This is a genomic window from Enterobacter adelaidei, assembly GCF_041937165.1.
Taxonomy (GTDB): domain Bacteria; phylum Pseudomonadota; class Gammaproteobacteria; order Enterobacterales; family Enterobacteriaceae; genus Enterobacter; species Enterobacter adelaidei.
On the sequence record NZ_CP154353.1, the window covers coordinates 1,684,128 to 1,708,356 of the forward strand.

Here is a 24,229-nt window from a genome sequence, read left to right on the forward strand (position 1 = left end):
TCCTAACATAGTTGCCAGATCTGTTTCACGAGCATGCGCGCGAAGTGTACGAATATTGTTCAGTGCCTTGAGAACTTCACTCATAGTATGTCATCCGGTGTTTTAAAATGGGCGTTTAATAAAACTAATGTATGCGGTATGGTTGAACAGTCAAAAAACAACCCGTAAATAATATAGTAAATATTATCGGTTAAGCAATATAATAAATCTCATTTTATACGAATAACATAGAGCAGTTCTTTAAAGAGACATTTTCCTACGCTTTTGGCTTGATGGCTCGAACTGTGACGAGATGTGAGAGAGTTGCTCAAGACTTTGTTCAATAGAACGCTGGAACTCAACAGCGGCTTCTGTACGCTGTTTTATGACCAAGGCAATTATTTCTTCATCACTCTTTTCTGAGATTGCTTTACGGTATAATACACGTTCGTTTAACAGTTCAAGATTACCTGATGATTTTGCTGATGTGTTAGCTTTTGAACTGCTTATTGGGTTAAGCTCATCAATAAAGTATTCAATAAGAGATTCTCTCTTTTTTTCAAGTCTACGAAGTTCGGTGTGTGCAGATTTAAACTTTTGGGCTTTAATTAAAGGAACATCATCGGAACGTAGCCTACGGTATTCATTCCTGTATTGTTCTATCAAAATATGATTTTTTAGTTCTTTTATTGTCGCTAAATACTGGATTAAATCACTGTTGTCTGTTTTTACTTTTCTCATATAAAACCTCGTTATAAAATAGTGGATATATTTATATTACGAGGTGTAGTGTAAGTGTCAAATTAAAGAGAAATATTTAATATAATATTTTTTGTAAAATATCGATTACTCTATCTCTTCAAAAAGACATTCGGGCATCTCATCAGGGGACTGTAGTATCAAATCCTCATTGTCGGTGGACGGTTTACTATTATTGTCCATCTTATTACTTTCATCAGTCCCTGTTCGAAAAGTATAAACGTTTTCAAATTGTTCTTTTTCATCAACAACAAATCCCTGCGCCTTTTTGACATTAGGGCGTTGTTTGGCATTGATAGAATGCGCTTGTCCCTTAAGAAATATGTTGGAGTTCATAAATAGATCACCATCTTTATCAATAATGATCCCTTTCTTTTTGAGCTTTTTAAAAACAAGAGACATATTTGATTTTTTAATGTCTAAATCGCGGCATAACTTTGCTTGTGAGATATGAAAGCAGTTTCCAAACTCCATGATATTTAAGATCCTTGCGATAACTTTCAGTTCATTCTTTGAAATATCAAGTTCTGCGAGTTGCTGAAAGTTTTTTGTGAACATATGGACATAATCAACATCCTTTTTGATAGATTTAATGTTTTCTTTTCTTGAATAGATATTGGTAATGTCTTTATGTGTGCTGTAATAATGTTCGAATATCTGTACTTTCTGTTCATTGGTGAAATGGTGATCATCAATATACTGCTTTAGCTCAAAAGGTGATAAGTCGTTAAGGGATTTGAAATCTATCTGTGTCATCGTATATTTCCTTTTATTGTTTTTTATTAATACATAACAGATTAAACACTATCGTCAATAACAAAGTCAAAAATAAGTGGAAAAAGTTATAAAATAGTGGAGAGCTATCCATTGAGTATGATGGATAAAAAGCTTATTACTTTCTGGCTGGAATAAGTTTACTTAGAGTGGAATGTCCGCCAGTTATTGAATAATAGTTTTAGTGCGGAACTATAGTTATAGTTTTTGCTAACTATGGTTATAGTAAACTATAATCAGAGTTATAGATATCGATAACCATAGTTATAGGAACCTATAACCTTTATTCTGTAATATATTGTTTTATATGAGAAATAACAGCTGTAATATAGTAATAAGTTTAATATAGTAAAAGGGAATGTGTGCCTGTTGAATGGCACCTGCTGTTTTATGAATGGCGTTGGAGGTTTTCAGCAATGAAGGATGAATTGTATTGAAATATTTCTTAATTGATCTGTCCAGAAACGTTTTGCGATGAAGTTTATTTGTGCCTTATGAAAATGGCACCAATGGTGTAATCTGTTTATTTTTCTTATTCTGTTATTACAGCGGAGTGATTGTTTTCTACAATCACGAATCGCTGCTTTTATTGTGAGAGATTAATTAATTTGCCTTTTACTTTGTGTGCGTCTTCGACGCGATCTTTTTTGGATAAATCCATCACTAACAGGGATGAACCCTGCTCCAGCAATGTGATTGTCTTGAACAATCACTAAGTGCTGCTTTTATGAATATAGTTTTCCTATACGATCAAGAGTGAATGTTATATTTTATCACAGTAATGCTATGTTCAAACATAGGATCATTTTTTTATAACTGAATGATAAAACGATCTAAAACCGATCTTTTACGTCTTTACTAGAAATATTGAACTACTTTATCAAGAGAAAATATATTAATGTCAGAGTCAGGGCGTAGCCGTGCGTCAGCACATGAGCGTTAGCTCATAGATGGTGGATATTATCAAAAAAGGATTTTAATCAAACAGAGAGGAACGCTTTACAATAAAAATATAAACTTCATTCATAAATGGCTAATCATTTTGAGCTTGAAACCCCATATGGTGATCATAAAATCGCCCGGTTTCTTTTAATCCTATTAAGTATTATCTCTTACTTCTTGCAAAATTAAATTAAGAAGAAAACGGCCTGTAGCCCTTACGGCATAAGGCTTAGAACGAAAATATACGACTGACCGTACAGTCAGTGTCCCTGACTCTGTAGTCAGTATTCCTGACTGTACAGTGAGCTTTCCTGACTCTGTAGTCAGTTTCTATGTCATTTTATAAACTAAAAATGACTGTGTTTTAAATTCTAGTCACTGGAATACTTGCGATTTCTAAAATATTTTCGCAAAAAAATATGCAAAAAACTTGATATCTATTTTGTGCATGGTATTTAATTATAAATAAAATAACAAGAGGTAATACTGAAATGAATGAAATAGACGTTGACTTGGATTTAGGATTAAATCCTTTTTGCTTTGAGACAGAGCTAAAGATTGAAATACGAAAGAAAAATCTGACCGTTTTAAGAGGCACAGAACTTATCGAAAAAAAAGATACAGGTAAAAGCTACTTCGCCAATATCGTGCATACGCAAGAGGTCGATAAAGAAGAGTTCATTAAACTCTATACCTCTCAGATAAAAGCATACTTTGATCTCACGAAAACTGCATACAAAGTGTTTTTCATATTTTTACGAATATATCAGGATGCGATAGGCAAAGATCATTTCTACCTGAGCTGTAAAAAGGCAATGTCTCTTGCGGAAAAGATAGATCACTTTGTCTTGTCTGAATCTATCTTTTACAGAGGGATAAAAGAACTCATCGAAAAACGTATTATTGCTAAAACCAATGAGAAAAACTGGTATTTCATAAACCCTGCTATTGTCTTCAATGGTGATCGTGCTCGCTTTGTTTCAGAGATTATAAAAAAGAAAGAAGCAATGGAAGAACAACCCGAAAGCATAGTCGTCAATGGCGGCGGCAATAGCACACTTAAAGATAAAAACAGGTCAATTGAAGCAGTTATACAAGAAGTTAATAACCAAGATGACATAGATTTGTTAATCGCAAGATTGCAGGCTAAAAAGTCTCAAGGGTTAGTGAAGAGTGAAAGTATAAATAAAATCCCTTCTGTAGAGTACACAAGTCTTGTGCCACCAGAAGAACCGTTAGATTGGGATAATATTTAGTGATCCATTAACGCGACTTCTCTGAACTTTTTATACACATATATTCATATTTTAAACGTTGGGATGTGGAAGATGAAATCCTTATTAAATTAAAAGAAGCCAGATAAACTGGCCTCTTCAGAGTATTGTAATAAATTTTTGGAGTAGTCATTTATTTACTTTTAAACAATAATCAAAAATAAAGTCATTGTCAAATTAAATTATCATTCTCTTGATTAATTCTATTTTATTTAATATATATTAATAAGGCATTGTGTTTTTATTTAATCAGAAGAAGAAAATATGGTGAATAAAATGTAATAAATCAAAGGAGTATCAAATGAATAAACTTAGTAAAAATAAATGGCGAACAAATGTATGTGTCCGCATTTTCAAAATAATCCTTCCCGCAACAATATTAATTTCAGCAACCACAGCTAACTCAGCAGTCTGTAGCCCGGATGTCAGCTCATCATTAAAACAAGCGCAATATAACGCAATGAAGCAGGATGCGGCTCAGTTAGAGCCGGTAGCGAAGAATTTCATGGATAACATCAATCAGTCGCTTGAGACTATTGGCTGCACGGACGCATGGCCCGCCGGAAACCTCGGCATTAATCTTCCCTCTGTGGATTCAATAATTAAAAAAACTAAGGAAGCGGCAATAAGTAAAGCCTGTTCGATTGCGAGAGAAAAAGTCAGTCAACTGACCGGAAATATATCCGAAAGCATTTCCATTGATATGCCCGTCCTTGGGAATGTCGCAAGTGGAAGTATTTCTACAGGAACAAGCTCTTCATCAGGATCGGGAGCAACTGTCAACGGAACCGATGTTTGGAACAGCATCAGTAACTCAATGAAGTAAGCAACAAAGGAATATGATAATGATAAATATAAAGAAAAAGGAAGTGTTGATATTATTAGCAATATTAGTTTGCCTGTTCTTAACTCAGTCAGCTTATGCCGCAGATTTATTTACCGTCCCGGATACTGATAAGTCAAAGTTGTGGTTTCTGGATATCTTATTTCCTGACAATTTAGCCCAGAGTCCTTTAGCGAGCACAATGACAATCCTCAACAGCGCTGTTTTACTGGTTGGAGGCATTTTAGCTGCATATACGCTGATTGCCGGAACCATGTCAACGGCACATGACGGAGAAATGTTGGGTAAGAAATGGTCTTCCATGTGGTTGCCCGTAAGAACTGCATTAGGCACGGCAATGATACTCCCGGCAGCAGGGGGTTTCTGTGCCGCTCAGGTTATGGTTCTGTGGATGATTAATCAGGGAGTCGGTCTGGCAGATACCGTCTGGAATACCTATGCATCCAACCCCTCAGATGGGGCTGTTATCACAACATCAGCGTCTTATCAGGAACTTGACCGTATAGCGAAAACTGCGTTTATCAATAACGTCTGTATGTTGAAGGCGGGTGAATTATGGAAGAAATCAGCAGCAGCCGATCCCTTCCCGCACGTCACGCCTGCGTTTGAAATGACGCCGGAGAAAGGTGCCTATTTATACACATACAGTTATGGAGCCAGCAATGCCGGTAATGATATGAATAAAAATTTACTGGTATCCAAGGCTGCATGTGGAAGCATCACGCTTACAGACCCCAAGGCCAAAGCTTCTTATGACGAACAGGCTAAAGCTCAGGCTACCATTGCTGCTGGCGGCATGTATATGGCTTATATGCCACAGGATATAAAGACGAATATTTCAGATGTTATTGAGGCACACAATGCCGCATTCATCGGTCTTGATAATAGTATGAAAACGCTGGCTGAACAGTATGTGGCCGATAATAATATTGATATTCAGACCGGAATAAACAGCGCAACGGCCTCATATGTATCCATTATTGATACTGCAGTACGAACAGTTTTCTCCACTGGCGACCAGTGGGATGATTTCAAGGAGAATGTCCAGAAAGATGGATGGTTTATGGCTGGCGCATGGAGTATGAAGCTTATCCGTGTTCAGGACGCGATTAACGGCGCTGCACATAACCTTCCTGTCGCCGGACAACAGACTATGGAATACGGCGATATATTCGATAATACCCTGAATGCGATTATGGCTAAAGTGGCTCAGGATATGGCGAGATCAACGACAGCTTCAAGATATGCTAATGGGATTGATGCGCAAAACCAGACAGAAGCCAATACCAGTGGTAAAAGTGGTAAAGGTCCGAAAACAGCAGATGCCGGTAAAATTGTTTCGTCTCTTCAGAGTGAAGCGAATAAGAGCATTTCTGGTGCAATGGCGGGTTTTCTCAGCTCCAGCGTTATTAATGGCAGAAAGCAGGGAAAAATTGTCGCATTCTCGACGGACACAACCGCTGCCAATTTACAGGCGATAAACCCGTTACTGGCTGTTAAAGGACTTGGGGATACGATCAGTGCCGCTGGCTGGACGCTATTAGGGAGTTCTGCGGTTGTTGGCGCGGGCCTTGGCGCATGGACATCATGGACTGCAAGCTGGGTATCAGGTGCATTTGGCGCTATGGGGATTGTTATGCCACTGGTTATCCCTTTATGGATAGCAGGTGATACCTTAGCCGTCGTTATTCCTATGCTACCTTATGTTATGTGGTTTGGTGTTTGTGTAGGCTGGATGATCCTGTGCCTTGAAGCAATGGTTGCAGCACCGTTATGGGTAATAACACATTTACATCCAGATGGTGATGGCGTAGTGGGTCGTGGTGGCGCTGGTTATGGTCTGGTTTTATCGTTGACCATGCGACCAGCGCTAATGATAACAGGATTAATAGCAGCCTATACGATGCTCCCTATCCTTGGTGGGATCGTCAATGAAACATTCTCCGGCGCGTTTGGCATGATGTCAGCCAATGCCGGGATAGGTATCATCGAGTCACTGGCCCTCATTGCTGTGTATATTGCCATGATGTTCACGGTAGTGAAGAAATCACTTTCACTGATTCACATCATCCCTGATGAAATTATGAAGTGGCTTGGTGTTCATGGTGGTCAGAGCATGTCGGGTTACGCTCAGTCGGCATCAAAAGGTGTTGAAGGTGCTATGTTCACCAAAACCGTGTTGGATCAGGTTTCTCATACCTCAAATGCGATGGGTAATCAGATCAGGAATGCGCAAATCAACAAAGACCGTGAACAGCAACGTGAGCTTCAACAACAGCAACAGGCTAAACAGGGGAAAGCACAGGCAGCTAATAAAGCCAATGATACGGGATCTGCATTCAGAACTCATATGAGTAATGCTGGCCCACTGGATCAGCAGGATGAATATCAGTCTCTTGAAAGTGCTAACTCGGCTTACAATGCGGCTGAGGCAGCAGATGCTGTTGGTGATACAACAGGCGCAGCGGGTTATATGAATGTAGCTCAAAAGGCTGCTAACAGAGCGGTATCGTTTGGTGAACATAACAGACCGTTGCTGCCTGTAAGTTTACAGGCCCAAGCTTCACCAATTGAAAGCTTTAAGGCTCCAGAGAAAGGGAGCGGTAGTGGATCTTCCGGTGGTAGTTCATCACCCACTGAAAGTAATGACAGATAATGTGATATTAAGAGGGCTTCGGTCCTCTTTCTAACTGATTATTATCTGCAATGAAACTCACTTTATATTTTCCCTTATAAACAAAGTTGAAATGGCTGCATCGAAAATAAAATATCGCCACAGCCTGTTTTAATAAAGATATTACTCTGATATGGTTTTATTCTTCTGTAAAAAACCAAGCTTCTTCATACCATCTATTTTTCATTGATAAATTTATAAAAGTGTCTCTCCATTCGCTAGGGGTTAATTTTTCTTTGTTAGAGAATACCATTCCTGATAATAAATAATGGAATGTTATCCATGAACTAACATTGGTGATAGCTTTATCAGTTATATCTGCCACCTCAGACAAATATTTATTAATGGTGGTTGTTGTGACACCTATTTTTTCCGCGACGTCATTAATAGATAAACCAGATTCAACCAGCTGCTTTGCAATTAATTTTTTTCTTGTTGTGTTATATCTTATAAAATGTCGTTTTATTGCTTTTTCAACTTGCTGAAGAATTTTATATTCATCACTTTTTTGATACTCAACCCATGCTTGTTGTTCTTCTTCTACTTTTTTATCAAAAGCATCTTTATACTTATCGATAAAGGAACTTGCTATGGATGTGCTTTCGAATACTTTTTTATTAATCTTTATTTTTAATTTTTCTGCTATTGCTATTATGTAATCCATTTGTCTTTTACTTGGTGGCCTTATGTCAAAATATAATCTATCTCTTAAAAAAAACTCTATTTTTTCTGCTTCATTATTTTTTATCGTTGTTAATTGGTCCTTTTTATTTTGACTTGAAATTACTTCATATAATGATTTCGGTATTTCGATTAAAAATTCACTGTTTCCAACAATCAACTTTGCTGTTTCTACTTCAATTCTTAGCATCAGCAACTCCTTATTTTTCAGGGGAATATATTGTATAAGAAATGTTATCATATTTCGTGTGGGGGATAGGACCCTAATTTGAAACAGCCATAACACTGTATGACTCATGAATTCTACCCCAAGGTAAGCGTTGATTCATGTGATTTTTTAAGTACAGTGGCAAGTTTGTCAGTTGTAATGATATAATCATTATCGGTTTGATATTCTGAAAAACCAAATTTCAAAGCAAAATTCCTACTATTATCATTAACTGATTCAATGGCAATCGTTTCATAATTATATTCTTGTGCTATAACTGCCAATAAATTTAGCAACGTTGAACCATGACCTGAACGTTCCTTTTCAAAGCGGATTTTTGCGATGACGATAGATTTATTCTGAGAGGATGCCCATGTCTTCCCAAATCTGAGATAAATACTGAACTTTTTCCTGTGAGTATCAATACGGAAAAAATTGCTGGCTCTATCAATCGGGTCACAAAGATATGCGGGTGATTTTTTATAAGGATAGACAGTGGTAAGCCATCCGTTTATTTCATCCAGAATCTGTTGTTTTTCTTGCGGGAAAATAACTTCCTCAACCATGACACTCACTCCGTTTAATTTATAACACTCTGGTTATACTACTTTTCCGCACCAATGCCAATAAATTATTTTTTTCAAAATTGACAGCTTATATTTAATTGGTTAAATAATAAAGAAGGTAATAAGTTGATAGGAGTGTTGTGATGAGGAATAATAAATTTAAATTAAAGAGAATAACAGTGGTTTCGGCTTTGTGTTTTTCTGTGTTATATACAAATACAGCTTTTGCTGTCTGGCCCGTCACAGAAGAGATTTTGACACCGTATCTTATGGGGGCTTCACCTCAATCTATGGGCAATGGAATAATTGAAACATTAGTTTCAATGAACGACAAGCTGGCACAAGCAACAATAACAGCAAATGAGAATCAGAAGAATGCTGTTGTCAGTAATGCCAGTCAGGCAATCCAAGAACAGCGCATGAAAAATATCTTAAACAGGATACCTGATGCCAATGCCTGTGAAGAAGTCACGAGCGCAGGTGGTCGTGGTGCAGCAGGATCAAATACAAGCTCAGCGAAAGAGGCTTTATCTGAAAACAGCGTTAAGATGTTTACACAAGCAAATACCGGAATAAATGAGGCCAAGAAAAACATCATGGGCAGAGTATCAATAAATGTTTGCTCTGAAGATGATGTGAAATATAACAGAGGCGGGTGCAATACTATAGGTCAGTATCCTGATAAAGATAAGTCGGCATCAAGCCTAATTACACCACCATTATCTAAATCCGAAGCATTGTCTAATAAGGTTTCGAATCAGTCCTATTCTGTTGAGCAGATTGAGGTTGCTGAAGCGGCAAAAAGAAATCTTATAGGGAACTTGCCCGTTGAACCATTGAAGAACAAAGGATTAGAAGACACAAATGAAGGTCGAGAATATTTATCCGCCTTTTCGAGCTTTGTCTCCAGAAGCACTGCTGGAACAAATGCTATTGATTCCGTACTGGCAATGAAAAAAGCAAGTAATGTATCAGTGAACTCCAGAGGGGCCAAAATAGGATCCACATTAGGCTCTACGCAGGGAGCAAACCTTGCTTGGTCAGATGCTTCCGTAAAAAGCAAGTATGCGACGCTATTCCCCGGCACAACATTCCCGGATAATCCCTCTGAATGGGAAATGTTAAGATATGAGATCTATTCACGCTATGCGGATACAACAGGTGCTGACGCTTGGCAGGTAAAAATCAGTAGTGCTGATGAAAAAGAAACTGCGCATGAGCAGGCAAGAATGCAGGCACTTGATTTAAGATTACAAATGCTTCAAATCGAAAGAACAGAAGACACAAATATTTTGCTTGCGGCTCTGTTAGGACAACAACTGCAACCGGTTGATAAGCAAATGCTGAATAATTTAAAAACTAATGCTACAAGAGCGACACAGGCAAGTGAATAAATTCCTGTAGACGGCCTTGACTTATTAATGATAGATGTTAAATAATTGCTATGTTTTCAATATGGAGGTTATTATGTCATTCATCAGGTATCTACAAGAACATAGAAAAAAGAACTATTTATTTCTTATTGTGAGTGTTTTTGTGAACTTAATAGCAATGAATCAAAAGGTTTATGCATTTAATTTATTGTTTACCTTTATATATGTATTTTGGTATATCATCCTCAGGGCAGATATGGACTCTAAGGATGAGTGATTTCATTTTTCTTTTAATTTTTTAAAAGAAATAGAGCTATTATATAAATCTATTGCACTGATATAAAAACGAACGGATGCAGCTACAGCAAAAACATATGTAATCAAAAAACCTAATCCATTTATCATATGCTTTTCAAAAAAATCGACATCATCACTTGCTGTGTTAATGACGAGATATGCTGATGTAATAGTAGCCACCAGAAAAAGAGCACAATCAGAACCAGATCTAAGCAAATCTCCATAGCGCTTGTAAGTTCCGTGTGCTAATAACCCTCCCCAAATAATAGGCAACAAGAACAGGATTTGCATACTATATGTGAGGATGTAATAACCTATGATATTTAAGGCATTTAATAAAGAAAAAATAAAAATAACCTTTCTTAATTTATTTTCGCAAGGAGGTGTTGTAAATGTGTTTTTTAGTTCAGTGCGCATGAAGTTAATAAAGGCTTTTGATTTCATAATTAAGAACTCTTTTATTGGCATGTTAATCCCTGTAGGTTGGTTCAACAAACCCGCCCAAGAAAAATGAGCGGATTTGATAATCATTGTTGAAGATTACTTGATCTCGAAATCTTCCAGCGTCTTACCGCTTTCGAGTGCAGAAGCGATAGCACGAGGAGTTCGGCCCTGACCTGTCCATGTCTTTTCAGAACCATCGGTATCGATGTATTTATACTTAGCTGGACGTGGGGTGCGTTTCGCTCCGGTCTTGGAAGACGATGGGCTGACAGTTGAAAGCAACTCTGCCGGGTCTATGCCATCTTCCAGCAACTTTTGACGGAATGCTTCCAGCTTGGCCTGTTTCTCTTCCTGCTGTTTGAGAAATGAGGCTACTTCTTCACGACGTTCTTCTACAACGATAGTGAGTTTTTCTAACATCTCTTCCAGAGTATCGAGTGTCAGTTCACGAGCCTGAGCACGGAGAGTGCGAATATTGTTGATGATCTTTAAAGCATCAGACATGCGATTTCCCTAATGTTTGTGGTAAAGAATACAAGCAATAACATCATAGTTTTAATCGTTCCTGTGCACAAAATCAATACATTATATGGTATAGACATTAGTTCCATCCTGAGTTCAAATTTTTTATTTGAGTTTGTGATTATCTTTAGCCGAGCGGGTTTCTTCAGATGATATATTATCAATGCGATTTTTAAATTTTCTTGAAAATCTGTTTTTCTCAATGCATTTTTTCTCAGCCTCTTCCTGATTATTAATGTAGTATTCAATTGTATTGCCGTTATCCAAGTCATAAATGACAGAAATCAAGATATTAATATTTTCATCTCTACTGTCATGTGTAATGTCAAACTTAGATATTAGCTTTGATACAACAACATAATTTGGATGCAAAATAGCTGTCATGGTGAGTATTCCATAAAATGGATGATTAATATTTAGACGTGTCTATAGGAGACACAACGAATAGTATCTTATAGGAAATAATTATAAATCATGAAGAAGCCAAAGCTCTTTTTATGGTTTCTTTTTTAGCTCGCGTTGCGGATAAGGAAACGCCAAAACACTTTCACCTATATTGTTTTTAGATACGGCGTTCCACCATTTTTCGCGATATTCTGGATGATTACAGTAGTCTCGCTGCCGTTGAATTTCATCAAGAATATGGTCTTTTTGGTCAGGCCATTCTTCTTGCAATCTGTTTATCGTTCTGTAGAAAATATTCGACTGCATCATTATTTTGAAGAAGTTAAGCCTAAACCCTTCCAGACGTTGCTCGTAATCAGCGACAACCTTCTTATGGCTATTGATTGTGTTATTCAACTGCATCTGTATTCTACTAACCCTGTCATTAGCCATAGACGCTTCAAACTGCGACTGTTGAGAATCCAGCCTTGCCTCATTTGCCTGTTGGTAAGAGTCTACAATTTCTCTATTACGTTGCGCCGCATTATAATCATAATTCCAAAACGGATTTTTTCCAGACATAAATATACCTCGATATCAATTATTCTATGTGTATATAATTAAACATTAATTTACTAAAAAGCAAATAATTCTATTAATTAGAATCATTAGTCAGATATTTATTTTCCTTTTGTTTAATACTTTGTTTATGGGTCAAAGAAAATACGGTTATTAAATACTTCCATCCATTTCTCGCAAATATAATGTGCGTGAGATGGAACCCTGAACGTCCAGACTGAATTTAATACATCATCAGTCATAATACAGATCTCGGCATCATCGGATCTGCAATCAGGCAGCGAGTAGTTGATTTCCCTGATGTTGCTATATGAATATATAAATATGCTGTTCATATTTTTACGCAATGTCGAAGACATTACGTTTTTCTTCATATTATGGTTAAAGAGAAGAACAGAGCGCTTCAGTAAGTTTATGGTGAAACCCGCCTGTTCGTATTCGTAAGACAAAACAGCATCGCTGAACGAGTCAACAAAAGCGATTTTTTGATCTTTTTCGAAGATTTCCATAGAGCTTTGCTCGTTGTTGTTTTCCATGCTCATCCCTCGCTGTTTTACTGCTTTATCTCAGCCCAGCATAGTCGCCAGTGCCAGCATACTCAAGCAAAATGATCTGTAAAATCGATCGATAAATTTATATTGATAGATATTAACGATTAAATAAGATTTATCGATCGGTTTTTTAATTGATTTAATCGATCGATATTTTTATTATGATAGTCTTTGGCTATCGTTTGTTTTGTATCGATCGATTTAAACGATGTGACGAACACTAAAAATAATTCAATTCTATCAATTGATTAGACGATAGCTCCTGATCTATAGGCCAGTGCGCCGGGATTGGGGTATACGAATCTGACTAAATCCTTGAGGAATAAATGAAAGGACATAACTTCTTACCACTGGCGGTCTCTCTGGTGTTTCTTTCTGGCTGCCAGCAGCTCAACGATGGCGTGAATACAGTTAATGGAGCAATCAGTTCTTCGTTGTCTTCAGTAGGTAAAGCGCTGGGGGGAACTGCCACCACTCAAAGCCTTGGCCCGGTATCGTCTGTATCTGGCCTTGGTGCTGTCTGCAAAGACTATGAAGAAAATGCGATGGCAGCAGAAAAGAAATGGACTGGCAAAAGGATCTCTATCACCAATGCCACTGTTCTTGAAGTTACGAAGGGCAGAAGTGCCAGCGATATGATGACGGGAATGCCCAAATCAGCCCCTAACTATTATCTGCTCTTTAAAACAGCCGATACAAGCTACTGCGGCGGGATAGTCTGGCTGGATTACTACTCTGGTATTGATGATGCAGTTCTTACCTATAAGAAAGGCCAGAAAGTCAGCGTCACCGGAACGGTAAACAATTTCGAAGTCCGTGGATTCGCTACCGTCAACAACGCCGATATGCCAGTTCGTCTGGTTGTTCTGAGAAACGGTACGATTAACCATTAACTCTGGGATAACACGATGCGTAAATTTTTACTCGTGGCAGGTCTTGCTGCTCTTTTATCGGGATGCGGTGAAAAAGGCGATTTTGAGAAAGCGATCAACGCGAAAATATCACAATCAAAGCTGTGCTACTCACTGCAGGACAATGACATTGTGTTCAATAAAGGTTTCCCCATCCGGGTTAATCACGGCTATCGTTCTGCTGGATACAGTGCCAGTGATGAAATCTTAAAAGGTCTGGCTAATCAGGGACTGCTTGATGTTTCTCAACAAGCTAATGGTTTCAGTAGTGTTGATGTTCTGGAAGTAACAGACAAAGGCCAAGAGGTTGAGTTTTGGGACCGTGAGAAAGGTGCCTGTGTCGGTCATCGGGCAATTGCTGAGGGGCTTTGTTGAATAAATCGAACTTTTGCTGAGTTGAAGGATCAGATCACGCATCTTCCCGACAACGCAGACCGTTCCGTGGCAAAGCAAAAGTTCAAAATCACCAACTGGCCCACCTACAATAAAGCCCTCATCAACCGTGGCTCCATAACTTTCTGGCTGGATGATGAAGCTATTCAGGCCTGGTATGAGTCAGCAACACCTTCTTCACGAGGCAGACCTCAGCGCTATTCTGACCTTGCCATCACGACTGTGCTGGTCATTAAACGCGTATTCAGGCTGACCCTGCGCGCTGCGCAGGGCTTTATTGATTCCATTTTTTCTCTGATGAACGTTCCGCTACGCTGCCCGGATTACAGCTGTGTCAGCAGGCGGGCAAAGTCGGTTAATGTCAGTTTCAAAACGCCCACCCGGGGTGAAATCGCACACCTGGTAATTGATTCCACCGGGCTGAAGGTCTTCGGTGAAGGCGAGTGGAAAGTCAAAAAGCATGGCCAGGAACGCCGCCGTATCTGGCGTAAGCTGCATCTCGCCGTTGACAGTAAAACACATGAAATCATCTGCGCTGACCTGTCGCTGAACAACGTTACGGACTCAGAGGCCTTCCCCGGGTTAATCCGGCAAACCCACCGGAAAATCAGGTCAGCCGCCGCCGATGGCGCTTACGATACCCGGCTATGTCACGATGAACTGCGGCGTAAGAAAATCAGCGCGCTTATCCCTCCCCGAAAAGGTGCGGGTTACTGGCCCGGTGAATATGCAGACCGTAACCGTGCAGTGGCTAATCAGCGAATGACCGGGAGTAATGCGCGGTGGAAATGGACAACAGATTACAACCGTCGCTCGATAGCGGAAACGGCAATGTACCGGGTAAAACAGCTGTTCGGGGGTTCACTGATGCTGCGTGACTACGATGGTCAGGTTGCGGAGGCTATGGCCCTGGTACGAGCGCTGAACAAAATGACGAAAGCAGGTATGCCTGAAAGCGTGCGTATTGCCTGAAAACACAACCCGCTACGGGGGAGACTTACCCGAAATCTGATTTATTCAACAAAGCCTTGCTGAGGTTAAAAGCTGGACTGAACCGAGTGAGGGTAACGGCGTTAAAATGACGCAAGTGACCTATACGTGGAAACTCGATGACGTTCCGGGCTGGGTGGATAAAAAAGCTTTCTCTGGCGTTAAGGGGATGGCTGAACCCGAAGAATCCAAAATTGTTCTGGTGAAAACCAATAACGGTTGGCAAGCCCGGTAATTACAGGAAGAACGCTATGAACTCTATCTATTGGGTGCTTATCATCGGTCTGCTGATGAACATACCATCACTGACTCCGATGCTGTTTCTACATAAGATATCAAAGAAGGTGAAGGTATCGCTGGTATTCAGACTGTCTCTGCTTAACGCTTCCTTGGTGCTGTCCCTTGTGACGCTATCGCAGAACACCACGCAAAAATACGGGCTGTTTCCTGTATGGCTGGTCGTTGTTGCTATTGGGCTGTTTTTGGTCACACTGCTTCCAACGGTGAAATTCATTCGTAAGCATTTAACCGTAGGTAAAAGCAGGGCTGTTATCCTCTCATCATTCCTGATTGTCTATGCCGTGAGGTTTCATGGCGTGTTTTCAGATGTTAATGGAAGTGGATATACGATTAACGGCTACAATACAGTATGGACATTCTTCTTCCTGCTTGCCTGCCTGTTAGCTTATATCGGTTGTTCCGGGAATAGCAAAAACTGTGGGGCATATATTCCTCCAGCCACTGTGCAGCCGAATTGTCATAAAGTCTATGCTCCCCAATCTGAGATTGATACCGATATTGCTGTGAAGGGATCAAGTGTGTTATTCGATCCAAATCTGGATATTGTGGAACAACAGCGTTATCGGGATGCTATTGAAAAGCGGAATAATGATAGCTGGTAAGCTGTATTAATCTGTAGTTTTTAATTCATATAGCCCTGTTTGATACAGGGTTTATTATTATATAAATTAGTTGGCATGGTTTAAATCAATATCAGTTATCATATGAAAGTTCGCAGATTTAATCATCTAGGCTATGAACTTATAAATTAATAGCAATTGTTGAATAAGACTGATTTGGTGTATTTATTCCTAATGCTCTATTTATATTCTCTTGACTTATGCTTTTGGAATAGGTATTTTACATATAAATATATAATGATGAAATTTTAGCATATGAAAATTTACAAATATACACCGCATATATCTCTTTTTTTGAAAGAACCTGCGTTGGCACTTACTCCCGCATGCTATTTAAATGATCCATTCGAAGCAAAACTTACAAGGAAGTATAAAGATGATGCTGTATCAGCATATGCGAAAATTTTAAAGGAACACAATCGAGAACGTTTTTCAAAGAGATTTAGAGAGGATTTGGATAATAATGGCGCGTATTCTGGAATTGTGTCTTTAACAACAAGGAAAGGTAGTTCAATGATGATGTCGCATTATGCAAATAATCATCGTGGAGGTTTTCTGGAGTTTACAGTCTCTGATGAAATAAAAGATGGTATAAATAATAAAATTAACTTATTCAATCAGAGAGATAGTAATCATTACAATTGTGGACTAGTAATATACGCTGGCGATAATGAACGAGGGATATTATACTCGGCAGCTAACATAGCTGCTCTTAAAAAATCATTTTTTGAGAAAGGTGATGAGTGGAAGATAGAAGAAGAGATCCGATACGTTGCTGACTTTCGGCGAGCGGATTATTTTATAATGCCAATTAAATCTCTTCTTGACTATTATATCTCTCGCATTGATGTTATCGTAGATTACACGATAGATAATGATTTCGTGCGTTTTATCTATCAAGATTATGACGATAACAAATTATCGTTAAGGCCTAAAAAAATCCAAGATGTATTTTTTAATATAATGAGTGAAGAATGTATAGAATCATTTATTTTCTCAGGGGGAAATATAGTGTTTGAAATTAAATTAAGTGATGATAATGTTATATTTTCAATGATGGCATTAAATAGATTGGTCAAAAATAACGTCGTGTTTTATCCAATGATTAAGGTTAATCCCAGTGTTTTGACTGGAGTTTACTTAGGTGCACGATTTAATGAAAAGGATATAAATCATGAGGGTTTATGTATGTTTGATAATTTAAAAAATAACATTTATTCTTGTAAGTTGAGTGATGTTGATTTTTCCCTTGAGTTCAATAGGATAGAAATCCCGGAATCTATTTAGGTATGCGTTTTTCATATGGACTGGAGGTATCTATGTAAAATAATAAATCCAGACGTGGATAAATTAAATGGAAGATATTTCAGCTGTGATCTTTTTGGTCTACTTAAAATAGATATTCTGGATAAGCGGAAAAGAATTTATTATGCAATTGTGGATGAGTTGATTGTGGCTCTGTCATTATTAAAACAGATTGGATATATTGACGAATGCAAAGATGAATATCCACAACATTGAATAGAAAGATTTAAATAAAGTACCAGTGAGGTTGTTATCTTGAATTATCCCAGTCTATATGTTTTTTAAATAAAATGAGTTCGGTTAAAAATGAAAATTTCAGATGGACCAATATTTATTAAAGGCGGTTAATGTAATAACCGCCTACTAATTTATTAATATTTTTTCCAGTTTTCTACAAGCCACTTTTCAACATTAGCATGGCTGCGAACATCACCGGGTAAGTGATCATGAATCATGCTCTCAACTTTCAGACCACTATCTTTTTGTTTAAGTGAATGTTTTTTAGCAAAACGATTGATGAATGCTAATACTTCATAGCCTTCTTCACGGTTCAACAGTGTGCTATCGGGAATACCTGTTATTTTTGGATTATCACCATCTATCGCGGTCCAGCTATATTCATCTTCGTATTGAAGGTCTGATTTGACTAACAATCCCATAAATCCTCCGGGTATTTAATGTTTTAATCAGGACACACAGGTCGTGCCTGATTTATTTCAGATAGGGTCAGTTAAACGTTTTTCAAGGTTGGATATGAAAAAAAATTTCAATTTGTATGAAAAGATTATCATGGCGGTATCATTCTCGGGGATTACTGAGCTTTGCTGGAATGTGGCATGGATGGTGTAAGATCCACACTACGGCCTTGCTGAACCATGCATAGTATAACTTGAGAACAAGCGTTCTCATATGAAATAGCTTTAAAATCAATTATATAGTGTCATCTTCCCTTAGCATGAAAACTGTATAAATAATTGACAAAAAGGTATTTTTGGCTTAAATTTCTTCAAGAGTGATAGGAGGTTATTATGTTGAGTTTAAAGGCCAAAGAACATGAAATGCTGCTCAAGCGTGGTGAGCACATTGACGAGTCTGACCTGATCAAAGCACCTGTTTGTGATGGCACGAGAGAAGAGCGTTTACAGTCTCTTTTAGAGTGGCAACGTCAGGTTGCAAAAACAGTTCTTGGTGAAGAGCAAGAGGCTGTCCCTCACCTTCTTTATAAATAATGGATTAGATGCTAATTAACTATGCCTGCTATCGTTTATTATCATCCTGATTTTATTAGTGGTAGTTATCGAGGAGAGAAATTTTGTGATTTCTCTCTCTTAACTAATGATCTTACTTCTAATTGTGAAGCTGTTCTTTTATCACTATTTGTTCTTGATGTTGAAGATGGAAAACTTTTTAGAGGGAAAAATAAGCCGTCTTGGACTGATACTAATGGTGATGAAATATCAACCCTTATAGGATATAAATCAGGCGGTCATTGGCATTATCATATTGGACCATATGATCCTAACTCAACATCTACTCAAGCAAAGATCCGTGATTTAAATATATCTGGGGCAACATCTGCAGCAGTTATTCATTACAGATGGTATGACCCTACAACTAAGAAAAAGCTAATAATACTATCTTTTGGTCCGAAACACCGTAAATTCCCCAAAACCAGAGAGTTGCCTAATCATTTGTCTTCTCGAGGTGGGCTTATCAGCTTTGGTAAACTAATCAAAGCTATAACTGGTAAATGATATTATAGTTTCATTCTGTTATAGCTCTACGAATCTATACCTCGTAATCACAGTGGTCTGAACTTTGGATAGCTATCTTTTCCCATCTGCTCAAGTGGTACAGACGGGGTGAGATTCTCACTTTGATTGTGTTCTGCCTGCTCCTGCTTAGGACGACTTGGGAAACGGCTGATTTCATCCGGTGTTGGTTTATAGCCATCTTGGTTAAACTTGGCTTTTTTCTCATATTCAGTGCGAGAGATATGACGGCCTAATACCTCGTCAAAGACGTAGTTTTCAGCAATACGTTTATCATGTTCTTCACTGATAAGATCAATTTGGGATTTGTTTGCTTTAGCCCATACAAACTTTCGCTTGAAAAAATCTATGACAAGAGTTGTGAAGCGTTTAAAAATATTATCCTGACGTGGAATAGCCTGTGTCCTCTTAACACGTTCAGGGGCGCTTCTGGATGCCCTGTTTGGGTTTTGAGAGGAGGATGTTTTCAGGATAGTATTTGTTCCAGAATCAGAAATACTGACTGATGGTTTCTTACCAGCAACGACCTTACTGACTTTTGTTTTATCACGGTAAGATTTAACGCCACGCATACGAGTATGAGGAGTTGGTGCTACCAATACAGGTCTTTGATTCTCATCAGTAGAAGAGCCGGGGTGTGTTTTAGGTAATACAATCTCTTCTGGTTCAGCAAGATGTGTAATCGTAAAGCTTCTGACATCAACGACGATTTCAAGATCAAGTTCGCTGAATGTTTTGTAGACTTCAACTGCTTCCTGCTTGGCAGCATCACGTACAGCTTGTTCTGTGGCTCTTTGTTCCTGAGCCGCCTTACTACGCCATATGGCACTGTGGATACGTTTCATTGCAGGGCGGTTCGTTTCAGTGGCTTTAGCAAGCCATAGCGCTTTTTCTTCATTATCTAAAGCTACTGCTGCTTTTTCTAAAGCTTCCTCGTGCTGGGCCTGAAGGGAACGATGATCAATACGTTCTGACGAACCAGCGGCAGCAAGGTAGCTGTTAGCCATAGCTGACCATGATTCACGCCATAAAACAGACATTTTTCTGTCGTTCCAGCTCCTTTCCTTTTTACCAAAACCTTCTGGTCCTATAGTTTTTAATGTCAACATAACGTGAGCATGTGGGTTGTCGCTATCAAGATCATGAAAAGCGATGTCGGCAATCATACCTTTATCAACGAAATTTTTCTGGCAATACTCAAGGACAAGTTTTTTCTTGTCGTCATTGTTTAACTCGGCAGGAATGGCAACATCGAAATAACGAGCTGTTTGACCATTTTGCTGACGCTCGACCCGTTCAACTTCATTCCACAATGCTGTAGAATCTTTAACAATATGTTCTGGAGCATTAACAGGTGCTAATATGAAATGCCCGTACAAATCAGTACGGCGACTATAATCATAGGTATCACCTGTTCTTTCATCTGTGATTCTGCAACGAGCATGATAGGCAGCTTTCGCAACGGAAGATTTGCCCTCACTTCGTTTCACAATTTTAAAATCAAGATGAAAAATAGCCATACAATAAAAAGAACCTCAATATAAATTTAAATATCAAACCAAAATATAAATATTTAATGCGACTATGCTGGTTTTAGTTTTTCGCAAGAAAAACTCTGGTGTTGACGTTGACCTTGTTTCCGAAGGAAACGGTGTTAGCCTGCGGCAGGCAACCGTCGGTAGACCCCACACTGCTACGCAGTGTATAGGTGGGCATTGTCTTTAAAAAATAAGCCAATGTAAAAACTTCTCCTTAGTTAATTAATACGAAATATACTGATTGTTGTAAAACAAAACGCCGGATTAAGCGGTGCAAACTGGATTAAAGGTGTAGGTTTCACGTCCGTAGGACAAAAAGAGTAAAGAAAAGGCCCGTAAGGGCAAAAGAAGTATTAATTGTTCCCGCCGTAAGGCGGGATAGCTAAAATTGAAGAGAAAAGCTAATAAAACAGAGAGTGTTATGTGTTGCACAATTCACAGGTTGAAATTGAAAAATAGAGTTTAAAATTGATAGGTGAAAATAAAAACACGAATGCACAAAAATAAGTAACGCGGAGAGTTTCAGATGTTTTTAGTTATTAAATACTATCACATGTGTTGCATGTATTTATAAAGAGACGTATCAGAATCATTGTCTCTGACAAAATGGTATAAATTTGACGTTATTTACTTTTGTGATAATTAAAATAAGATATAACAATCGAAGGAGGTAGTATGGATAATGAAAGTAAAAGATCAAGAACAGAAAAAACATTAAAGCAAAAAGTGGCATTTGCTCAACTTGAACTTAACCGCCTTAAGTCAATGGAAAAATCAGAGCAAAAGAAAGTCGAAACAAAGCTCAAGATTATTCTTGGGGCGGAAGTAGCTAAGGCTATGAATTGTAGTATCGAACAGGTGGATAAAGAACTTGTTATGGGGATTTTACTTTCAGTATCTGAGTTGAATGATATTGAAAGAATAAAATATATAAAAGTAGGGAGGTGGTTTCTTGCTCAAATGGATGGGAGGCAGAAATAAAAAAGATTAAAAAAATTTTATGACAGGGGTTGATATCTAATTAATATCCGTTATCTATATAAAAGAACAGAGCGCTAAGTAATCTTTCCAAAATATTCCCTCCTTATGGTGCTTGGAAAATGAGTGTCTCAAAAGAGCTTCGCACATGTGGATATTCTATTAAATCAATGTATTAGTGATGGTTATAAAGGGGATATATATTCCCCTTTCCAAGCATGAGTATGTATTATATGCGGTTAGCTATTTTCTTCCAATCGTTCGAAAACAATATCTGCATTATGCTGAGGATTCATTTCCAAAATATATCGATAATCACTTGCATGAGGCTCAGGGATGTTGTCTATGCCAATGACTCCCTCCCTAAGATCCTCTAATATATTTTCCTCTATCCATTGAGATGATGTTCTTGATATACATTTTATGTAAATAAATATTGGTTGTTCAGATGTTTTAGCTAATCTTAATATTTTCCGAAGACATATACCAGCAATGATCTTTTTACCTTTTTCATCATTTAGTTCTTTTGATAGCTTTGCGATGTCTACCATATCTTCATATGGTTTAATAACATCTGAAGCTGGATCTTTAATTATATAGCTATCTGTATCGAAAAATTTGGCTCCAAACTTTTCTGCTATTTTCTTTCCAGCCGTTGTTTTCCCGGAGCCTGTATGTCCCTCGATACAAATCGCTTTAGGATTAGATAACATTTCAAATAAACATGTTGCATCTTCACCTCTAATGGTAATACTCATTTAATATACCTCATCGCTATTGTATTTAAAAATAGTATTCAACGATACATTATATGAAACATCTAATCTATAGGGCATAAGGTATAAGAGTTCTAATATTTGTATGTAAATATAATGGCATCCAATTGCAAAATTGAATGCCTACATGCTAAATATTACATTCCATAATATTTAGAACTAAAGGATACGGTTATTGGTGCTTCATCGTATAAACAACTTACAGTTATTTTTAATTTCCGTCGATGATCATAATATGCATGACTATGTGTTTTCTTGCCGACTAGATCTAGTTCTGATAAGCCTATGCTCAGCGCGCCAAGGAAAATTTCTGAATCGAACTCTTTGTTTTGATAATGTGGGGCGGTTTTTTTGAAATCAACTTCTATATAACTAATGAAATTACCTTCTGCTTCAAGGTACATACGACAATCATCGTCTTCAATAATAATGCTTCCAACTTCATTGCCTTTACATTCAAAGATTTTTTCTGCTTGTGGAACTTGCATTCCCATGTATTGAAACGGTCTATGAAATGGTTTACACATCATAGGGATATTTGCATGAGATGCTTTATCTAAAGCGGTACCAAGATTATTAGATGTGTTCTTGTCGCTCATGACGTTTTTATTAAAAACCACCCCTATGCTTTGAATTAACTTTTTAAACGCCTCAACATAGTTATCTTCATTTCTAAAATCTGCATACAGTTTCCCAATTAGAAAACCCGGAGGCTCACATTCTTTCAGCATAATAGGTAATACTTTTATTTTTTTACCGCTTATTTGATAATTCATTGCTATATCAAGTTCATTTACTACCCAAGGTGCATTAATTGAGTCAGGTGATAGAACAACAGCAAAGTAATCAACACCATCAATTCCCTCCCTGATTTTTTGAATCAGAGAGTCGCCAATTTTCATTTCTGCTTCGTCAAGCCAATAACGAACACCATGATTTTCAAGGTCTCGTGCTAGCTTTCTGACAAATGGTTTGTCATTGTGATTATGGCTTAAAAAAACACTAATACTCATAGATTCCTCAACAAGTAGTTATGTAATGATTTCCTGCGACAAAGGATATCACCAAGGCATATCCTTGTGTCTTGAATTAATGAATCTTTTTTCAACGCATGTTCAATAACCTCACGTTGATAGTCCGTTGTTTCACCAGCCCACTCACGGAAAGTAGAACGGAAGCCATGCTGCGTTAAGTCACTATGGCCCATTCGTTTCAATACAGCCAATAACGACATATCAGAAAGCGTTTCAGCGCGAGGGGCAGGGAATACATGATTGTTATCTTTTAATCGTGGTAAATCTTTTAACAGAGCAACAACAGCTTCAGATAGAGGAACCCGGTGTTCTTTTGCTGCCGAGAGATACTTATGCAAACTTTTCTAAAGCGTTTCAGGTAGGGGAGTGGGGCTGTTTTTACACAATCTATAGTAAGTTTGGTGTCGCAACCAAAGGTCCAAAAACAAACCTTTCATCAGGAAAATCACAGCAAAAACAAGAAGTTTAGATACAAAAAAAGCCCGTTTACACGAGCTTCTTTATGCAGCATTTTATGCAGGACAAAACCAAATATGTATCGTAACTAATTGATTTTGTATCAAATATGGCGGTGAGGGGGGGATTCGAACCCCCGATACGTTGCCGTATACACACTTTCCAGGCGTGCTCCTTCAACCACTCGGACACCTCACCATATTGTTTTGCTGCCTGACCGCTTGGGGGGCAACGGGGCGCTACTATAGGGAGTTGCGCTAAAACGGTCAAGCAGATTTTCTGCTTTAGTGCCTGTTCGGTTAAGC

Annotated in this window: 25 protein-coding genes, 1 tRNA gene and 4 pseudogenes; 14 read left to right on the forward strand and 16 right to left on the reverse strand. The window is 38.1% G+C overall.

Translation table 11 applies throughout. The annotated features are described in order from the left end of the window. Positions 1 to 6 precede the first annotated feature (6 nt). The 3 genes and pseudogenes from AAHF05_RS08160 to AAHF05_RS08170 form a co-directional block, all read right to left on the reverse strand. Positions 7 to 84 (reverse strand): annotated as a pseudogene (locus AAHF05_RS08160) (DNA-binding protein); the annotation flags it as partial. A gap of 156 nt (positions 85 to 240) precedes the next feature. Next, entirely contained in the window at positions 241 to 720 is a 480-nt protein-coding gene (locus tag AAHF05_RS08165) for a DUF4756 family protein (RefSeq protein WP_129325513.1), read from the reverse strand. Between the two features lie 105 nt (positions 721 to 825). After that, entirely contained in the window at positions 826 to 1,494 is a 669-nt protein-coding gene (locus AAHF05_RS08170; protein ID WP_129325512.1) for a DNA-binding protein, read from the reverse strand. Positions 1,495 to 2,945: 1,451 nt separating this feature from the next. On the opposite strand from AAHF05_RS08170, the gene AAHF05_RS08175 reads away from it, so the two are divergent. The 3 genes from AAHF05_RS08175 (at position 2,946) to AAHF05_RS08185 (ending at position 7,228) form a co-directional block, all read left to right on the forward strand. Then, the gene (locus AAHF05_RS08175; protein WP_129325523.1) at positions 2,946 to 3,710 is read left to right on the forward strand and encodes a hypothetical protein; all 765 of its coding nucleotides are present in this window, start codon (positions 2,946 to 2,948) and stop codon (positions 3,708 to 3,710) included. Positions 3,711 to 4,029: 319 nt separating this feature from the next. Then, complete coding sequence (locus AAHF05_RS08180; protein WP_129325501.1) at positions 4,030 to 4,554, forward strand: hypothetical protein; 525 nt, start codon at positions 4,030 to 4,032, stop codon at positions 4,552 to 4,554. Positions 4,555 to 4,573: 19 nt separating this feature from the next. Next, positions 4,574 to 7,228, forward strand: coding sequence for a DotA/TraY family protein (locus AAHF05_RS08185; protein WP_241697913.1), 2,655 nt, complete (start codon positions 4,574 to 4,576; stop codon positions 7,226 to 7,228). A gap of 157 nt (positions 7,229 to 7,385) precedes the next feature. Here AAHF05_RS08185 and AAHF05_RS08190 read toward each other — a convergent pair whose 3' ends face one another. Beyond that, the gene (locus tag AAHF05_RS08190; RefSeq protein WP_282915899.1) at positions 7,386 to 8,117 is read right to left on the reverse strand and encodes a helix-turn-helix transcriptional regulator; all 732 of its coding nucleotides are present in this window, start codon (positions 8,115 to 8,117) and stop codon (positions 7,386 to 7,388) included. Between the two features lie 113 nt (positions 8,118 to 8,230). Beyond that, positions 8,231 to 8,701, reverse strand: a complete 471-nt coding sequence (locus AAHF05_RS08195) for a GNAT family N-acetyltransferase (protein ID WP_332617400.1) — start codon at positions 8,699 to 8,701, stop codon at positions 8,231 to 8,233. A 143-nt stretch (positions 8,702 to 8,844) separates the two neighbouring features. On the opposite strand from AAHF05_RS08195, the gene AAHF05_RS08200 reads away from it, so the two are divergent. Continuing rightward, positions 8,845 to 10,095 carry a hypothetical protein gene (locus AAHF05_RS08200; protein ID WP_129325514.1) on the forward strand — a complete coding sequence of 417 codons (1,251 nt, stop codon included), beginning with the start codon at positions 8,845 to 8,847 and terminating at the stop codon, positions 10,093 to 10,095. Positions 10,096 to 10,353: 258 nt separating this feature from the next. On the opposite strand, the gene AAHF05_RS08205 is transcribed toward AAHF05_RS08200, so the two are convergent. The 5 genes from AAHF05_RS08205 to AAHF05_RS08225 form a co-directional block, all read right to left on the reverse strand. Further along, positions 10,354 to 10,902, reverse strand: a complete 549-nt coding sequence (locus AAHF05_RS08205) for a hypothetical protein (RefSeq protein WP_129325517.1) — start codon at positions 10,900 to 10,902, stop codon at positions 10,354 to 10,356. A gap of 9 nt (positions 10,903 to 10,911) precedes the next feature. Then, positions 10,912 to 11,319, reverse strand: a complete 408-nt coding sequence (locus AAHF05_RS08210) for an H-NS family nucleoid-associated regulatory protein (protein WP_129325518.1) — start codon at positions 11,317 to 11,319, stop codon at positions 10,912 to 10,914. A gap of 123 nt (positions 11,320 to 11,442) precedes the next feature. Continuing rightward, a complete protein-coding gene (locus AAHF05_RS08215) occupies positions 11,443 to 11,721 on the reverse strand; it encodes a hypothetical protein (protein ID WP_239670095.1) in 279 nt (92 codons plus the stop codon). A 111-nt stretch (positions 11,722 to 11,832) separates the two neighbouring features. Beyond that, on the reverse strand, positions 11,833 to 12,303 hold the full coding sequence (locus tag AAHF05_RS08220) for a hypothetical protein (RefSeq protein ID WP_000014601.1): 471 nt from the start codon (positions 12,301 to 12,303) through the stop codon (positions 11,833 to 11,835). Positions 12,304 to 12,428: 125 nt separating this feature from the next. Continuing rightward, positions 12,429 to 12,836 carry a hypothetical protein gene (locus AAHF05_RS08225; protein ID WP_129325526.1) on the reverse strand — a complete coding sequence of 136 codons (408 nt, stop codon included), beginning with the start codon at positions 12,834 to 12,836 and terminating at the stop codon, positions 12,429 to 12,431. Between the two features lie 341 nt (positions 12,837 to 13,177). On the opposite strand from AAHF05_RS08225, the gene AAHF05_RS08230 reads away from it, so the two are divergent. From AAHF05_RS08230 to AAHF05_RS08260, 7 genes and pseudogenes are all read left to right on the forward strand, one after another. After that, positions 13,178 to 13,744 (forward strand): hypothetical protein, encoded by a 567-nt coding sequence (locus AAHF05_RS08230; protein ID WP_374936450.1) that lies wholly within the window; start codon positions 13,178 to 13,180, stop codon positions 13,742 to 13,744. 15 nt (positions 13,745 to 13,759) lie between these two features. Beyond that, positions 13,760 to 14,125: pseudogene (locus tag AAHF05_RS08235) on the forward strand (lipoprotein); the annotation flags it as partial. A gap of 33 nt (positions 14,126 to 14,158) precedes the next feature. Next, positions 14,159 to 15,127 (forward strand): IS5-like element IS903B family transposase, encoded by a 969-nt coding sequence (locus AAHF05_RS08240; RefSeq protein WP_165356696.1) that lies wholly within the window; start codon positions 14,159 to 14,161, stop codon positions 15,125 to 15,127. Positions 15,128 to 15,176: 49 nt separating this feature from the next. After that, positions 15,177 to 15,380 (forward strand): annotated as a pseudogene (locus tag AAHF05_RS08245) (DNA-directed RNA polymerase subunit beta); the annotation flags it as partial. 16 nt (positions 15,381 to 15,396) lie between these two features. Further along, the gene (locus AAHF05_RS08250) at positions 15,397 to 16,047 is read left to right on the forward strand and encodes a hypothetical protein (RefSeq protein ID WP_129325509.1); all 651 of its coding nucleotides are present in this window, start codon (positions 15,397 to 15,399) and stop codon (positions 16,045 to 16,047) included. Between the two features lie 273 nt (positions 16,048 to 16,320). Further along, positions 16,321 to 17,352: a hypothetical protein gene (locus AAHF05_RS08255; RefSeq protein WP_332617380.1), complete on the forward strand. Its 1,032-nt coding sequence runs from the start codon at positions 16,321 to 16,323 to the stop codon at positions 17,350 to 17,352. A gap of 54 nt (positions 17,353 to 17,406) precedes the next feature. Further along, positions 17,407 to 17,586 (forward strand): hypothetical protein, encoded by a 180-nt coding sequence (locus tag AAHF05_RS08260; protein WP_129325507.1) that lies wholly within the window; start codon positions 17,407 to 17,409, stop codon positions 17,584 to 17,586. A gap of 155 nt (positions 17,587 to 17,741) precedes the next feature. On the opposite strand, the gene AAHF05_RS08265 is transcribed toward AAHF05_RS08260, so the two are convergent. After that, complete coding sequence (locus AAHF05_RS08265) at positions 17,742 to 18,029, reverse strand: hypothetical protein (RefSeq protein ID WP_042079587.1); 288 nt, start codon at positions 18,027 to 18,029, stop codon at positions 17,742 to 17,744. Positions 18,030 to 18,398: 369 nt separating this feature from the next. On the opposite strand from AAHF05_RS08265, the gene AAHF05_RS08270 reads away from it, so the two are divergent. Both AAHF05_RS08270 and AAHF05_RS08275 read left to right on the forward strand, forming a co-directional pair. Continuing rightward, a complete protein-coding gene (locus AAHF05_RS08270) occupies positions 18,399 to 18,599 on the forward strand; it encodes a hypothetical protein (RefSeq protein ID WP_129325506.1) in 201 nt (66 codons plus the stop codon). Between the two features lie 21 nt (positions 18,600 to 18,620). After that, complete coding sequence (locus AAHF05_RS08275; protein WP_332617374.1) at positions 18,621 to 19,124, forward strand: hypothetical protein; 504 nt, start codon at positions 18,621 to 18,623, stop codon at positions 19,122 to 19,124. A gap of 47 nt (positions 19,125 to 19,171) precedes the next feature. Here the strand turns inward: AAHF05_RS08275 and mobQ are convergent, their stop codons facing one another. Continuing rightward, on the reverse strand, positions 19,172 to 20,662 hold the full coding sequence (gene mobQ, locus AAHF05_RS08280) for a MobQ family relaxase (protein ID WP_332617371.1): 1,491 nt from the start codon (positions 20,660 to 20,662) through the stop codon (positions 19,172 to 19,174). 693 nt (positions 20,663 to 21,355) lie between these two features. Between mobQ and AAHF05_RS08285 the strand changes: the two genes are divergently transcribed. Beyond that, positions 21,356 to 21,661 (forward strand): conjugal transfer protein TraD, encoded by a 306-nt coding sequence (locus AAHF05_RS08285; RefSeq protein WP_332617368.1) that lies wholly within the window; start codon positions 21,356 to 21,358, stop codon positions 21,659 to 21,661. A gap of 236 nt (positions 21,662 to 21,897) precedes the next feature. Here the strand turns inward: AAHF05_RS08285 and AAHF05_RS08290 are convergent, their stop codons facing one another. The 4 genes and pseudogenes from AAHF05_RS08290 to AAHF05_RS08305 form a co-directional block, all read right to left on the reverse strand. Next, positions 21,898 to 22,416 carry a shikimate kinase gene (locus tag AAHF05_RS08290; RefSeq protein ID WP_332617365.1) on the reverse strand — a complete coding sequence of 173 codons (519 nt, stop codon included), beginning with the start codon at positions 22,414 to 22,416 and terminating at the stop codon, positions 21,898 to 21,900. 155 nt (positions 22,417 to 22,571) lie between these two features. Further along, positions 22,572 to 23,447, reverse strand: coding sequence for a toll/interleukin-1 receptor domain-containing protein (locus AAHF05_RS08295; RefSeq protein WP_129325036.1), 876 nt, complete (start codon positions 23,445 to 23,447; stop codon positions 22,572 to 22,574). Between the two features lie 92 nt (positions 23,448 to 23,539). Next, positions 23,540 to 23,794, reverse strand: a pseudogene (locus tag AAHF05_RS08300) (integrase); the annotation flags it as partial. Positions 23,795 to 24,034: 240 nt separating this feature from the next. Next, positions 24,035 to 24,122, reverse strand: a tRNA-Ser gene (locus AAHF05_RS08305). Between the last annotated feature and the right edge of the window lie 107 nt (positions 24,123 to 24,229).